We start from the raw sequence: 15,230 nt of genomic DNA on the forward strand, positions 1-15,230 counted from the left end.
TCTGCCTCTTTTTTGTATACATTACAGTTTCTGCCCTCTCAGAATCACCTGTACTGTACTTAAATCCTCTTCTTTCAGAAGAACCAGGTTTGCTTTTTTGCCCGGTGTGATGCTTCCGTACTGATCATAGATACCGACAGATTTTGCAGAGTTCACAGCTGCACATTTTACAGCACTTTCCAATGGAATCCGCATCTTCTGTACAACTACCCGCACACAATCCATCAGGTTTGTCGCGGAACCTGCAATCGTACCATCTTCCAGTGCGGCCAGATTACCGGTCTTGATGACCTTCTGACCACCCAGTGCGTATTCGCCGTCCGGCATTCCCGTTGCTTCCATAGAATCACTGATTAGGATAATCCGGTCATCTCCAAACATCTTAAAAGTCTGTCTCACTGTTGCCGGATGGATATGAATGCCATCGCAGATCATCTCTGCTTCCACATTTTCATGATCCGCAGCCGCACCTACCACTCCCGGTGCGCGATGAGAAAGTCCTGACATGGCATTATAAAGATGAGTCACATGATGAACACCATGTTCAAATGCCTCAGATGCTTCCTCATAGTCTGCAGTCGTATGCGCAACAGAAAGAACCACTTCGTCTTTCAACGCTTCGATGCACTCTTTTGCTCCATCAACTTCCGGTGCGATAGCAAGAAGCTTCACCATGCCGCCGGATGCTTTATTAAGTCTTCGGAACATCTCTGCATCCGGTTTGTGTACGAAATCTCCATTCTGGGCACCTTTTTTTGCCATGGCAATGAATGGTCCCTCCATGTTGATACCGCAGAGAGTTGCACCTTTTTCGTTCCGGTAGGAAGCTGCTGCTTCACAAATCTTCTGAAGGGTATCTTCTCCCAGTGTCATGGTTGCCGGAACAATGGTGGTAATTCCCTGAGATGCCTCATACATTGCCATTGCCTCAATGGACTCATGCGTACCATCACAAAAATCATGTCCCACGCATCCATGGAAATGAATATCAGTAAGTCCGGGAATCAGATAACAGCCTTCTGCATCCAGTACTTCGTCATCGCCGCTTTTCCCGGAAATCAATTCTCCGTCCGTATATACGTCTTTCTTTTCAAAAATACCTTCTTCTGTATATACCTTTGCGTTGATAATTTTCATCTTACCGCCTCCTGCTTACAGATCGCATTTGGACAGCGCTGCTTCATCAGCAACAATCGTTACATCCGGATGCATCTGAAGGATAGATGCCGGAACCTGCGGAGTAACCGGTCCAAAGAATGCGTTCTTTACAGTCTCTGCCTTGTCCTCACCGCTGACTACAACCAGAATCTTCTTTGCCATCATAATGGTCTTGATACCCATGGTATATGCCTGCTTCGGAACCTCGTCGATGGATGCAAAAAATCTCTTATTTGCCTCAATGGTCCTCTCCTGCAGATCGACACAATGGGTCTCCGTCTCAAATGCTTCTCCCGGCTCGTTGAATCCGATATGTCCGTTGTGTCCCAGACCAAGAAGCTGCAGATCGACACCGCCTGTAGAACGGATCACTTCCTCATATCTTGCACACTCTTCCTCCGCATTCAGGTTCATACCGTTCGGAAGATGCGTTCTCTCCGGATTAATATTCACATAGTCAAACAGATTATGATTCATGAAATAGAAATAGCTCTGATCATTTTCTCTCGGCAGTCCCTTATACTCGTCAAGATTGACAGTCGTTACATCACCGAAATCGAGATCTCCTTTCTCATACCATTCAATAAGCTGTTTGTAGGTTCCGACCGGTGTGGAACCGGTAGCCAGGCCCAGCACACAGTCCGGTTTCATAATTACCTGTGCGGAAATAATGTTTGCTGCCTTACGGCTCATGTCGTTGTAATCTTTTGCTTTAATAATTTTCATCATTCTTCACCCTCTTGTAGTTATTTCCTTGTACTGCCTTTATTCTAGGTGCTGGCTGTCTTTTTGTATAGACACTATCTTGTCACGACTATGGAAGATTTTCACTTTGCAGAATTTCCTTATTTCAATCCAAGAAATGCACCGAGATTACCCCTCTGTCCATGACTGGCTCTGTGGGAAAACAAAAGCTCGTGATTACAGCAGGTACAGACATTGGTGATTGTCAGATACTCTGGACGGATACCTGCCTCCAGGAGCACAAGCTCGTTGGCACGCCACAGATTCAGCTGATATTTTCCATTATCCTTACGATATACAAGCTGATCATCCTGATGATCGGCAAATTCATTCATAAATGCTTCTGCCACATCTTCACTTACTTCATAGCAGTCCTGACAGATGGACGGACCAATAGCAGCCTGTACATCCTCAGGACGGGTACCAAATTCCTCTGCCATCCGTTCCAGTGTCACTTTTCCCATTCGATGAACTGTTCCCTTCCAGCCGGAATGAGAAAGTCCGATAGCTTTATGAACCGGATCCACAAAATACAGAGGGACACAGTCTGCATAAATGGTGACAAGCATCAGTCCCGGCACATTGGTAATAAGGCCGTCCGTATCCGTATAATCCTTTTCCTTGTCAAAACCTTTTCCGCGGTCTGCTTCCGTCACCCGCCGGACATTGGCCGTATGAGTCTGATCAGATAGTACCAGATCTTTCGTCTCAAAACCAATCGCTGTTCCCATTCTCCGGAAATTTTCCCGTACTTTTTCCGGATCATCACCCCGGGTAAAGCTTAAATTCATAGAACTTAAAAAGCCTTCACTGACTCCACCCAGTCTCGTGGAAAAACCATGGCGCACCAATCCCGTGTTCTCCAGATTTTTAAACACGAAATATGGTACGCCATTTTTCTCCACAAGCCGCATGTCTTCTGCTTCTGTTTTTTTCTTCCACATCACTTGCGTCTCCTGTCTTCTATATGCAACATTCAAATGCATGTTCAATATGCCGGATCTCCTGCCCCAGCACACAGATCACATCAAAGCGGCATGGCTGATTCAGCTTCCTTTTTTTCCAGCAATAATACTCTGCCACTTTTGAAATTTTTTTTTGTTTTCGATAATCCACCGCCTCAGCCGGATCACCTTTCTGACCAGTCCTCCGGTATTTTACTTCCACAAAAACCAGATACCCGTCTTTCTCTGCGATCAGATCAATCTCTCCCTGACCGCAGCGATAATTTTTCTCTGTAATCTGGTAACCGTGCTGTTTCAGCCAGTCTGCGGCAAGCGTTTCATACGCACTGCCTGTCTGCCGTTTATTCATCAGCTGCTTTGTTCTCCACATATGTTCCGTATAAAGGTTCTCCGATGAAGCGGACATGGTCCATATTCACGGAGAGCCGCCATATGAGCAGCAGAACCATATCCTTTGTTAGATGCAAAATGGTATGCCGGATATTTCTCATCCAACGCTTCCATCATCCGGTCTCTGGTTACTTTGGCCACCACACTGGCTGCCGCAATGGACAGACTTTTGGCATCTCCCTTGATAATCGGAATCTGTTCCTGTAAAAGTCCCGGTATCGTCACTGCATCGTTCAGCAGGACATCTGGACGGACACTCAATTTTCCGACTGCCTGGCGCATAGCTTCATACGTTGCCTGAAGGATATTGATCTCATCAATCATTTCCTGGCTAACGACTCCGATACCTACTGCCACCGCTTTCTCCATAATCTCATCATAGAGAAGCTCCCTGCGGCGCTCTGTCAGTTTTTTAGAGTCATTCAGATAGAGGATCCGACAGTCCGGCGGCAGAATGACCGCACCTGCTACTACGGGGCCTGCCAGCGGACCTCTGCCCACTTCATCAATTCCGCAGATCAGACCATGAGCGGCATATTCTTTCTCATAGACCGTCATGCCTTCCAGCCGGAGCAGTTCCGCTTCCAGCTTCTGCTGTTTTTTTAATTCCCGTTCTTCTTTTTTCGTCATTACTGATGCCTCAATATTCCGATTTTGGAAAGGGGCCAGATCCTCACCCATGCTCTTCCAATGATCCGATCACGTGGAATCTTTCCGACGCTTGGATCGCGGCTGTCCGTACTGTCATTTCGATTATCTCCAAGGACAAAGTATTCATCTTCTCCCAGAGTAACCGGATCTGCTGCCAGACCGGAATTTTTCATCACTTCACGACCATAGGATTCCTGCAATGCTTCCCCATCAATATAGATTATTCCGTCAACAATCTGCACGGTCTCACCGGGAAGTCCGATAATTCGTTTGATAAAATACGTATTTTCTTCATACTGATACGGAAATACGATAATATCATATCTCTTTGGATCAGAAAAACGGTATGTAATCTTGTCTACAATCAGATTATCTCCGTCGCTTAACGTATTTTCCATGGAACTTCCACTCACGTAAGTTCTCTGCCCCACATAATGAATAATCAGGAACGTAATCCCAACTACAACTACCACATATAACAGAAAACTCAGGATTTCTCCTGCAATGCCTCTGCTCTTCTCTTTTCCCATGAATGTCACTCTCCCTAGCTTTTTTCCGGGAATTCCAGTGTAATACGGCCAAGTCTTCCGCTTCTGAAATCATCCAGCAGGAAAGACGCCGCTTTCTTAAGATCCGGCTCTCCGCCCTTCATCAGGCATCCTCTGGCATCTGCAATTCCGCTTAATACAGCTTCTTTTCCGTCACTTTCGGAAATTGTCATTCCATATCTTGCCGTCAGTGTCTCCGGGAAACGTTCCAGCAGGAATGCTCCCAGCTCCGCTGCCAGTTCTTCCAGATTCAGTATCTCATCATTGACAGAACCCAGCATAGCCAGACGAAGCCCTACCTTCTGGTCATCAAATTTCGGCCATAAGATTCCTGGGGTATCCAGAAGTTCTACCTGCTTATTCAGACGGATCCACTGTGCGCCCTTGGTCACTCCTGGCTTATTACCGGTTTTTGCACAGGCACGTCCTGCAAAACTGTTAATAAACGTGGACTTTCCAACATTGGGAATTCCCACCACCATAGCACGTACCGGACGATTCAGAATTCCTCTCTTACGGTCTCTCTCCGTCTTTTCCTTACATGCATCCTGGATAACTGTCTGTACTTCCTTCATGCCATTCTTGCTTCTGGAATCCAGTTTCACTACGAAGCAGCCTTTCTCGCGAAAATATGCTGCCCATGCATCATTGGCGCGATCGCTGGCCAGATCTGCCTTATTTAGAAGGATCAGCCGTGCTTTTCCTTTTCCCAGCTCATCAATATCCGGATTTCTGCTGGACAGCGGTGCTCTCGCATCCACCAGCTCGATAATCAGGTCGATCAGCTTGATATTTTCCTGCATCATTCGCCGGGCCTTCGTCATATGTCCCGGGTACCACTGTATGTTCATCCGTTCTCTCCTTATGAATACCCTTTGGGAATTGGGCCAAAATTCTCCCATGGCAGGCATACGAACCATGCCTTTCCATAGATATCTTCTTTTTTTACATTTCCAATGTCCGCGTTACGGCTGTCTTCACTCTGATTCCGGTTATCACCCAGGACAAAGTATTCTCCGTCCCCTATGGTAATCTCTTCTTCCGCCACACCTGCATAATCCATCTGTTCGCTGCCAAGCCCGGTCTCGAAAAGTTCTCCGTTTACATAGACAAAACCATCTTTGATCTGCACTTTATCTCCGGGTTCTGCGATCACACGGCGCATATAATAATGCGATCTCTCATTTCCATTGGGTTTAAATACGACTACATCTCCCGGTTTCGGTGCTGACACCAGATACGTAAACCGATTGACCAGCACACTGTCACCACTGTTAATGGCCGGTTCCATTGCCTGTCCGACGCAGGTCAGCCTTGTCATAAAATAAAAAACAAGAATGCAGCCAATGGCAAATGCAAGAACACATTCTCCTGCCCAGAAAAAAATCTCCTGAATCGCAGATGCCTGAATTCTTTTTCTTCTTCTGTAAAAACTGAGCCCTTTTCTTCTCATGCATCTGTCTCCTTATGTGAAAAAAGGGACATAATACTCTCGTATATGTCCCTCACATTCACAGCTTATTCACCGCCGTAATTATTTTACAAGCTCTTTAACCTTTGCTGCTTTACCAACGCGGTCTCTTAAGTAGTTCAGTTTTGCACGTCTTACTTTACCATGACGAACAACTTCTACTTTCTCTACGTTCGGGGAATGCAGCGGCCAGGTCTTCTCTACGCCGATACCGTTGGAATTCTTTCTAACAGTGAAGGTTTCTCTGTTGCTTCCACCCTGTTTCTTCAGTACGGTTCCCTCGAATACCTGAATTCTCTCGCGGTTACCCTCTTTGATCTTTGCGTATACTTTTACAGTATCTCCTACGCTAAAGCTCGGTACTTCTGCTTTCAGCTGTGCAGCCTCAAGGCTCTTAATAATCTCGTTCATTGTGTTCCTCCTTATTCACTTCGATGTTCTTAATACCCTTCCGGTAACAGAGGACCATCTCCTTTTTCTCACAACGCATTTTATTCTATCATACTTCTTTTAACTTGGCAAGGAATTTTTTATCTTGTTTTGTAAGATTTGCGTTTTCCAGCAAATCCGGTCTTCGCTCCAAAGTACGGATCAGAGACTGCTCTCTTCTCCATTTTTCCACATTAGCATGATGGCCGGACATCAGGATGGGCGGCACTGCTTTGTCGCGCCACACTTCCGGCCGGCTGTACTGGGGATATTCCAGCAAATTATCATGAAACGAATCAAATTCCGCCGAATCTTCATTATGAAGCACGCCGCCCACCAGGCGGGAAACCGCATCCATAATCACCAGTGCCGGGAGTTCTCCTCCGGTCAGCACATAATCGCCGATGGATACTTCCTCATCCACGATTTCTTCCAGGACGCGCTCGTCAATGCCTTCATAATGGCCGCACAGAAAGACCAGTTCCTCCTCCTGCGCCAGTTCTTCCGCCATTCTCTGATTGAATACTTTTCCCTGGGGACTCATATACAGAACCTTCGGCTTCTTTGGAAGCTTTTCGGCAACAGACTGATAGGCCAGATAAACTGGTTCTGCCTGCATGACCATACCTGCACCGCCGCCATAGGGATAATCATCGACCCGGTTATGTTTATTAACGGAAAAATCACGGATATTGACGGTATCCAGACTCAACAGTCCTTTTTCTACCGCCCTTCCTGTAATACTTGTCTGAAATCCGTCTCGGATCATATCCGGAAACAGTGTTAAAACATGAAAAATCATTAGTCCAGCAATCCCTCCAGCACATGAACCGTCATGCGTTTTTCTTCTACATTCACATCCAGAATGCAGTCTCGGATGGCCGGAAGCAGGATCTCCTCACCATCAGAAGTCTCTACCACATAGACATCATTGGCTCCTGTCTCCATGACATCGATTAAGGTTCCCAGAGCCTTGCCTTCGTCCGTCACTACTTCCATGTCGATGAGATCCGCAATAAAATTTTCATTCTCTCCCAACGGCACAGCTTTCTCTCTCGGAATCAGCAGATCTTTGCCCTTGTAAGGCATGATTTCATCTATATTATTGAAGCCCTTAAACTTCAGAATGACCTGATTTTTGAAAAATTTTACCTGTTCAATTTCCAGCGTTTTTTTTTCTCTTCCGGTATCCAGAATCACTTCCTTTAACTTCTTGAATCTGGTCGGATCATCTGTCGTCGGAAATACTTTAACCTCTCCGCGCACACCATGCGTGGAAGAGATCACACCAACTCTTAAAAAATCTTCCATCAATACGTTCTCCATGATAATAATGAAAGGACGCCGGAGAACCGGGAACCCACAAGCCTATCGGCCCGGAGCTTCCGGTCACGGCGTCCTGTCCGCGACCGTTAATTACTGTACGATCTCTACTACTACTTTTTTATCGTCTTTGGAAGCTGCTGCCTTCACGACAGAACGGATGGCTTTTGCAATGCGGCCCTGTTTGCCGATCACCTTACCCATATCGTCTGCTGCTACGTGAAGTTCTACGATTGTAGCATTTTCCTTTTCCGTCTCGGTGACAACCACCTCATCCGGATGGTCAACCAGTGACTTTGCAATCACCTCTACCAGTTTTTTCATACTTCCACCTCCGTGGTGTCCTTAAGAAAAGAACTTATTTGGTGATTCCTGCCAGTTTAAACAGTTTTCCAACCATCTCGGTCGGCTGAGCGCCGTTTGCAAGCCATTTTTTAGCTGCCTCTTCGTTGATGTTGAAAGTGCTCGGATCGTTGTTCGGATCATAAGTTCCGATCTCCTCGATGAAACGTCCGTCACGCGGGGATCTGGAATCTGCTACGATTACTCTGTAAAACGGTGCCTTTTTCTGTCCCATTCTTCTTAATCTGATCTTTACTGCCATTGTTTCTTCCTCCATTAAATAAATGTATTGTAGTTTATATTCTATATTGTAAACGGAAAATCCGGATGCATCTGTTCCCTAGAAGGGTAATTTGCCGAACATTCCTTTTTTACCAAATTTACCTTTGCCGCCCATCAGTCCCGGCATCTGCTTCATCATCTTTCTGCTCTGCTCGAACTGTTTTACCAGACGGTTGACTTCACTGATATCCACACCTGCGCCGTTGGCAATTCTGCGCTTTCTGGATGGATTCAGAATCGACGGATTCTGACGTTCCTTGACGGTCATGGAAAGAATCATTGCCTCAATACGGGCCATCTTCTTCTCATCCACAGCATCTTCCAGCTGCTTCATCTGCGCGCCGCCCATCCCCGGCATCATACTTAAGAGAGCGCCGATACCGCCCATCTTCTTCATCTGCCGCATACTTTCCAGATAATCCTCGAAGTCGAACTGGTTCTTCTTCATCTTCTGAACCATCTTCTTGGACTGCTCTTCATCGATGGACTCCTGCGCCTTCTCAATCATGGTCAGGATATCACCCATGCCAAGAATTCGGGATGCCATACGATCCGGATAGAACTGTTCCAGATCGGAGAGTTTCTCACCCATGCCGACATAGAGGATCGGTTTTCCGGTCACTGCGCGGATGGAAAGTGCCGCACCACCACGGGTATCACCATCCAGCTTGGTAAGGATCACACCATCAATGCCTACCTTATCCACGAAAGTGGAAGCTACATTTACTGCATCCTGTCCAGTCATGGAATCCACAACCAGAATACTGTAATCGACATTGACATTTTCCTTGATCTCCACAAGCTCTTCCATCATGGATTCATCAATGTGAAGACGTCCTGCGGTATCCAGAATGACAACGCTCATGCCATGCTTTTTCGCATGTTCCACGGCAGCCTTTGCAATATCCACCGGCTTGTTCTGATCTCCCATGGAAAATACTTCCACGCCCTGCTTCTCACCATTGACCTGCAGCTGCTTAATAGCTGCGGGGCGGTACACATCACAGGCTGTCAGCAATACCTTGCGGCCTTTGATCTTGAACTTTCCGGCCAGCTTTGCTGCGGTAGTCGTCTTACCTGCTCCCTGAAGACCAGTCATCATAATAACCGTAATCTCGTTGGAAGGGCGAAGCTTAATCTCTGTCGTCTCGCTTCCCATCAGCTTGACCATCTCTTCATTTACAATCTTGATGACGGTCTGCCCCGGTGTCAGGCTTTCCAGCACATCCGTACCGACTGCCCTTTCCTCCACCGCTTTGATGAACTGCTTTACTACTTTGAAACTTACATCCGCTTCCAGAAGTGCAAGTTTGACTTCTTTCAGGCCTGCTTTTACATCGGCCTCGGTCAGTCTTCCTTTACCCCGAAGGTTCTTAAATACGTTCTGTAGTTTTTCTGATAAACTGTCAAATGCCATCTATAGCTCCTCCAGGATCTCGGCTGCGATCTGTCCGATCTTCTGCATGGACGGATCGTCTTTTTCATTTTCGGTAAGCTTATGTATCTCTCCCACTTTTCCGCGGAGATCCACAAAGCGTTCCACCAGATGAAGCTTCTCTTCATATTCATTCAGAAGCCGTGTACTGCGCTTGACCATATCATGCACGCCCTGTCGACTGATGCTTAAGGACTGGGCTAACTCGCTTAGGGAGTAGTCATTCAGTACCACATCTTCATATACCTGCTTCTGATGCTCTGTCAAAAGCTCACCATAAAAATCATATAAAAGCGTCTGTCTCAGAATCTCTTCCATCGTTGTCACCTTGTGTATCTTACACGATTCGGGTGGTGGTGTCAAGTGTTTTTTCTTGACAAGTTGATTTTTCTACGCACAGGCTTACAATTCACAGGTGGCAGACATCTAAACGGTCTAAAGTGACAGGTTGTGAGCGGAACCGCTCGCGCTAAGTCCTCGATCCAGCGGTACTAACATTCGAACATCGCCAAAAGCTTGTTCGAATGAAGTACCGGGACTGCGGACGTTCCTTTCACAACCTGTCACTTCTACCCGTCTGGGAAGGTTTTGCCTCACCTGTAAACTGTAATCATGCTTATATGCAATATCTTTCTATATCTCGGATTATGTATCTTTTTCGTATTTGATTTTCATTTCCGCAACCTTCTGCAGTTGCTCCTGATTCTCAAAATCATAAGCCATCACTTTAGATTCCTGCTCACTAAAACTGGAAGAACCACCAATACCAAAATATTTTTCAAAGAAAACTTTCAGTTTGTCAATTACTCCCTGTTTTTTCTTAGCTCTGCCGCCTCCTCCAAAACGTGAAATAGGCGGCATAAGTTTATCAATATCCGTTCCAGCCGTTTTGATTTCTCCATCCCTGAACGCATTTTCCATAAATTTTCGCGTATCTTCCGGCTTTAATTTTTCCTCTGCAATAATTTTGTTAAGATCATAATCCCGCTGTTCAACTACATAACTATGCCATTCATTCATGACATCATCCACGTCATTGATTCCTGATATAAAAGTTTCAATGAGTTGCTTCTTGCTGCGCAGCTCCGGACTGGCATCTATCGCTTTGTTAATTGTAATTAATACTTCTTTATCTTCGCAATGAGTATCGTGATACTTCTTTACAAGCATAAGAATATAATCAATATTAATTTCTATCTGTCGGATTAATTCGATTTCAAATACTACATCATCCGTAATATCTGCACTTTCCTGCCGTTTACGTTTCCATTCATCACGCAAGTCTTGATACCGCCCAAGATAATCCTGTAAATCACGTTCTGAAATAATCTCATTTCCCATAAATTCATCGAAGGACAATAACAGATTTCGCATACGAAGAATAGCACCAAACAAAGCAATAAATTCTTTCTGCTTTTCTTCTCCTACAATCTGTGGCTCAGATAAAGGAAATTTACGATCGAGTTCTTCCATCATATCCACATATCCGGGCATAGTCTTCCCATCCACAGACTCATAGCCATAATAATAATCCTTGAAGCTCTGTAACAGAACAATACCACCCGCATTCTTATCTCCAAATAAGGAAATAGCACTATCCACCCGTTTTTGTAGATTTCGAAAGCAAACAATATTTCCAAACGTCTTAATTGAATTAAGAATACGATTTGTTCTTGAAAATGCCTGTATCAGACCATGCATCTTCAAATTTTTATCGACCCATAACGTATTCATAGTTGTAGCATCGAAACCAGTAAGAAACATATTTACTACGATCAACATATCCAGTTCTTTATTCTTCATACGAAGAGACACATCTTTGTAATAATTCTGAAACTTATCACTGGAAGTATCATAGTTTGTATGAAACATTTTATTATAATCATCGATTGCAATTTCAAGAAATTCCCGAGACGGTTGATCCAACGCAGAAGTATCTTCTGAATTTTCCTCATCCAAAATTCCATCTGATTCTTCTTCATTTGCACCATAACTAAAAATAGTTGCGATACGCAGCTTTTTCGTTGGATCTTCTGCCATCTGTCTTTTAAATTCCTGATAGTATAATTTCGCCATTGGGACACTGGCTACCGCAAAAATGGAATTAAAACCACTAATCCGCTGCTTCTGCTTAATTTCTTCAACCTCATTACGTTTAGCCGAAGCCACTTCTGTAATATTCGTCAACGCATTATATATGTAGGTTTTGTCACCACGATATGTTTTCTGATCAAAATGTTCCAATATATACTGTGTCACAAGCCGTATACGTTCAGGTGCCATCATCACTTTCTCACGGTTGATATCCCATACCATTTCATCTGTGATTTCTTCATCAGCATCCATTGTTTTTATATAATCCACACGGAACGGAAGAACATTTTTATCATTAATTGCATCCACAATCGTATAACTGTGAAGTTGATCACCGAAAGTCTGGCCCGTTGTAAAAAATTCCGGATTTTTAGTCCTTCCAGAATTAACAGAGAAAATCGGTGTTCCAGTAAATCCAAACAAATGGTATTTCTTAAAATTCTTTACAATAGCCGTATGCATGTCCCCAAACTGGCTTCGGTGACACTCATCAAAAATAATGACAATGTGTTTACTATATACTTCATGTCCCGGATTCTTTTTTATAAAAGTAGCCAGTTTCTGAATCGTGGTTATAATAATATGTGCATCCGGATCTTCCAACTGTCGTTTTAATATAACAGTCGAGCTATTGCTGTTAGCCGCGCCCTTTTCAAAGCGATCATATTCCTTCATAGTCTGATAATCCAGATCTTTACGGTCAACCACAAACAGCACTTTATCAATATATGACAATTTCGACACCAGTCTTGCCGTCTTAAATGAAGTCAATGTCTTGCCGGAACCTGTGGTATGCCAGATGTAACCACCACCCTCGACACTGCCGTATTTCTTATAATTATTGGCAATTTCGATACGATTGAGAATTCGCTCCGTAGCCGTGATCTGGTACGGACGCATGACCATCAACATATCCTCGGATGTAAAAATGCAATACTTCGTAAGGATATTCAGAATCGTATGCTTTGCGAAAAAGGTCTTTGTAAAATCAATCAGATCAGGAATCACACGGTTATTGGCATCTGCCCAGAAACAAGTGAACTCAAAACTATTACTGGTCTTAGTCTTACTTGCTCCCCTCTTCTCATGTTCTTTTTCTGCATTCCGTCTGGTGCTGTTGGAATAATATTTTGTATTCGTACCATTGGAAATGACAAAAATCTGAACATATTCATATAAACCACATCCTGCCCAGAATGAATCTCTCTGATAACGATTGATCTGATTAAACGCTTCGCGAATGGCGACACCTCTACGTTTTAACTCAATATGCACAAGTGGCAGGCCATTGACCAATACTGTAACATCATAGCGATTATCATGCTTTGCACCATTTTCTGTACCAATCACATACTGATTGATAACTTGCAATCTGTTGTTATGAATGTTCTTTTTATCTATAAGCATAATATTTTTGGAAGAACCATCATCGCGAGTCAAAACCTGGACATTATCTTCCTGAATCTTACGGGTCTTTTCCACAATATGTTCATTGGGATTGGCAACCGCATTTTTAAAGAAAACATCCCACTCTGTATCAGAAAACTGGTAATTGTTCAATTCCTCTAATTTCTTGCGAAGATTAGATATCAAATCTTTTTCCGTATGAATCGGCAAATATTCATATCCCTGCTCACAGAGCAGACGGATAAACTCCTGCTCCAGTTCTGCTTCGCTCTGGTAACTATCAGAACGCTTCTTGACTGGCTCATATTCTGTAACAACCGTATTTTCCGATGTTTCCGCTACAATATTAAAATATGACATGCGTTTTTACCTCCACCGGTCTATCCTTCTCGACTTCTTTTATATATCCTATTTCTTCTTTACTCAAAAGATGGTTTGAATATAAATTTTCATAAGCAGAAACTGACATTGATTTTACTATTTCTTCACGATCTTCTTCATGAATTGGAAACAAAAAATTTTTATTGCATTTCTGTTTATTTTTTTCGCCAAACATAAACAGACATATTTGTGATGAAATCGGAAATATCACTTTATCATACTCCTCACATGGAATCTTCTCTGTTTCACTACATATAAAGACTGTCTTATCGGATGTAACTATTTTCCCTTCTGAATCTACTCCTACCCCAAATGACATATTTTTCATTGGTTTCCAAAGAAATTCAATTAAGTATGCTTCTATATCATTTTCCGTTATTTCCTTCAAAAATGGCATTGTAAATTGTCTTGATATATTTCTTGCCTGTATATCACTTACTTCATTTTTCCATGTATTTTTACACTGTTCTTCAGCACATCGAATAATTTGTGGAGATCTTAATATTTGAAGAACAATGTACGTTGTCCAGAAAATTTTCTCATCCTCAGTTAAAAAACATTTTATATAAAAATTATCTTTTATAAAGACTTTTGCTTCTAATTTTTTTCTATATTTTCCAAACATTTTTTCCAGTTCTGCAAAACAATGTTCAAAATAATTTGGAATAATAATTTGTCCCTGCTCATCAAACATCTCATACAAATAATTTTTATAACATATGGATTTAATGGGCACTGCTTTTTTCGATTGTTCCTCTGATTCCAATGCATAACAGTATATAGTGTATTTTTCAGTAGCCGTTGCTTTTTCTTTTTTTCGTAAATAATCTGGTGAAAAACCTCTTAGATACACTTGTGGAATATAATGCTGTTTTTTTGTTATACTATTATTTTGGAACAAACTTATTCCCTTTCTTTAAAAGATAGCAATTTGTCTCTATAATACTGGTATTGTTTCTGACGCGCTTCAATTTCTGCTGGAAGTCCTGTGGACAAGTCGTTGCAAAGAGCATCGAAATGGTCAAGAATTTCCACTATACGATTCTGCTCCTCCATTGATGGTATCTGCAAAATAAACTTACGTATTTTCTCCATCGGCATATTTTTCATTGATGAGGATTGAAGCAACCGATTTATCTGTGTATCCCAGAATACTTTTGTTTGAAAAAAGTAACGCATATATTCTGGATTTACAAGTTTTCGATCTACTCTTATTAATGCAACATTAGGCGCAAGATAATACTTGTCATTTTCATGAATTACCGCAACTTGACCAACTGTTCCAACATATGTAAACAGCATATCTCCACTGCACAGTTTACTTCTGTTCAACTTCGACAAGTCACTTTTATCAATATATTTCACATCACTCAGATCAAGCTTTCCGTTCTTAATATTCAGGCCACGAAGAGCAATGATTTTACCTTCATCCGAATACGTGACATATTTAGTAAATTCATACCCTGCAAGTTTTGTCACAGTTGCAATAGTGCCAAGTTCAATGGAGGCATAACCAAATACATATTGAATGAGCTTAATTGCACTCAGCTCTGTCTGTCTGTCTGTCTGTCTGTCTGTCTGTCTGTCTGTCTGTCTGTCTGTCTGTCTGT

General features: G+C 43.1%; 18 protein-coding genes. All 18 read right to left on the reverse strand.

Annotated elements, in window-relative coordinates; all coding sequences use genetic code 11:
- Positions 1-21: 21 nt before the first annotated feature.
- On the reverse strand, positions 22-1,137 hold the full coding sequence (gene nagA, locus LKD36_RS13355; protein WP_308459872.1) for an N-acetylglucosamine-6-phosphate deacetylase: 1,116 nt from the start codon (positions 1,135-1,137) through the stop codon (positions 22-24).
- Positions 1,138-1,152: 15 nt separating this feature from the next.
- Complete coding sequence (nagB, locus tag LKD36_RS13360) at positions 1,153-1,884, reverse strand: glucosamine-6-phosphate deaminase (protein WP_118770099.1); 732 nt, start codon at positions 1,882-1,884, stop codon at positions 1,153-1,155.
- Between the two features lie 119 nt (positions 1,885-2,003).
- A complete protein-coding gene (pgeF, locus tag LKD36_RS13365) occupies positions 2,004-2,846 on the reverse strand; it encodes a peptidoglycan editing factor PgeF (protein WP_308459873.1) in 843 nt (280 codons plus the stop codon).
- A gap of 19 nt (positions 2,847-2,865) precedes the next feature.
- Positions 2,866-3,216 (reverse strand): YraN family protein, encoded by a 351-nt coding sequence (locus LKD36_RS13370; RefSeq protein WP_308459874.1) that lies wholly within the window; start codon positions 3,214-3,216, stop codon positions 2,866-2,868.
- The gene (locus LKD36_RS13375) at positions 3,216-3,887 is read right to left on the reverse strand and encodes a ribonuclease HII (RefSeq protein WP_118769865.1); all 672 of its coding nucleotides are present in this window, start codon (positions 3,885-3,887) and stop codon (positions 3,216-3,218) included. The genes LKD36_RS13370 and LKD36_RS13375 overlap by 1 nt, the downstream gene beginning before the upstream one ends.
- Positions 3,887-4,438 carry a signal peptidase I gene (gene lepB, locus LKD36_RS13380; RefSeq protein WP_118769864.1) on the reverse strand — a complete coding sequence of 184 codons (552 nt, stop codon included), beginning with the start codon at positions 4,436-4,438 and terminating at the stop codon, positions 3,887-3,889. Before lepB (LKD36_RS13380) ends, LKD36_RS13375 begins: the two co-directional genes overlap by 1 nt.
- A 14-nt stretch (positions 4,439-4,452) precedes the next feature.
- Positions 4,453-5,307, reverse strand: coding sequence for a ribosome biogenesis GTPase YlqF (ylqF, locus tag LKD36_RS13385; protein WP_308459875.1), 855 nt, complete (start codon positions 5,305-5,307; stop codon positions 4,453-4,455).
- Between the two features lie 11 nt (positions 5,308-5,318).
- Complete coding sequence (lepB, locus tag LKD36_RS13390) at positions 5,319-5,909, reverse strand: signal peptidase I (protein ID WP_308459876.1); 591 nt, start codon at positions 5,907-5,909, stop codon at positions 5,319-5,321.
- Between the two features lie 81 nt (positions 5,910-5,990).
- Complete coding sequence (gene rplS / locus LKD36_RS13395; RefSeq protein ID WP_118769861.1) at positions 5,991-6,338, reverse strand: 50S ribosomal protein L19; 348 nt, start codon at positions 6,336-6,338, stop codon at positions 5,991-5,993.
- An 88-nt stretch (positions 6,339-6,426) separates the two neighbouring features.
- Positions 6,427-7,158, reverse strand: a complete 732-nt coding sequence (gene trmD / locus LKD36_RS13400; protein WP_308459877.1) for a tRNA (guanosine(37)-N1)-methyltransferase TrmD — start codon at positions 7,156-7,158, stop codon at positions 6,427-6,429.
- Positions 7,158-7,667 (reverse strand): ribosome maturation factor RimM, encoded by a 510-nt coding sequence (rimM, locus tag LKD36_RS13405; RefSeq protein WP_308459878.1) that lies wholly within the window; start codon positions 7,665-7,667, stop codon positions 7,158-7,160. Before rimM ends, trmD begins: the two co-directional genes overlap by 1 nt.
- A 105-nt stretch (positions 7,668-7,772) precedes the next feature.
- Positions 7,773-8,003, reverse strand: coding sequence for a KH domain-containing protein (locus LKD36_RS13410; RefSeq protein WP_118769858.1), 231 nt, complete (start codon positions 8,001-8,003; stop codon positions 7,773-7,775).
- A gap of 34 nt (positions 8,004-8,037) precedes the next feature.
- Complete coding sequence (gene rpsP, locus LKD36_RS13415; protein WP_118769857.1) at positions 8,038-8,283, reverse strand: 30S ribosomal protein S16; 246 nt, start codon at positions 8,281-8,283, stop codon at positions 8,038-8,040.
- Positions 8,284-8,361: 78 nt separating this feature from the next.
- Positions 8,362-9,720 carry a signal recognition particle protein gene (ffh, locus tag LKD36_RS13420; RefSeq protein WP_118769856.1) on the reverse strand — a complete coding sequence of 453 codons (1,359 nt, stop codon included), beginning with the start codon at positions 9,718-9,720 and terminating at the stop codon, positions 8,362-8,364.
- A complete protein-coding gene (ylxM, locus tag LKD36_RS13425) occupies positions 9,721-10,056 on the reverse strand; it encodes a YlxM family DNA-binding protein (protein ID WP_308459879.1) in 336 nt (111 codons plus the stop codon).
- A 327-nt stretch (positions 10,057-10,383) separates the two neighbouring features.
- The gene (locus tag LKD36_RS13430) at positions 10,384-13,599 is read right to left on the reverse strand and encodes a type I restriction endonuclease subunit R (protein WP_308459880.1); all 3,216 of its coding nucleotides are present in this window, start codon (positions 13,597-13,599) and stop codon (positions 10,384-10,386) included.
- Positions 13,586-14,521 carry a DUF4238 domain-containing protein gene (locus LKD36_RS13435; RefSeq protein WP_308459881.1) on the reverse strand — a complete coding sequence of 312 codons (936 nt, stop codon included), beginning with the start codon at positions 14,519-14,521 and terminating at the stop codon, positions 13,586-13,588. Before LKD36_RS13435 ends, LKD36_RS13430 begins: the two co-directional genes overlap by 14 nt.
- 2 nt (positions 14,522-14,523) lie before the next feature.
- Positions 14,524-15,230: restriction endonuclease subunit S (locus tag LKD36_RS13440; protein ID WP_308459882.1), on the reverse strand; the 707-nt coding region annotated here is incomplete at its 5' end.

Origin of the sequence: Hominiventricola filiformis (assembly GCF_020686965.1) — a bacterium.
GTDB lineage: Bacteria > Bacillota > Clostridia > Lachnospirales > Lachnospiraceae > Hominiventricola > Hominiventricola filiformis.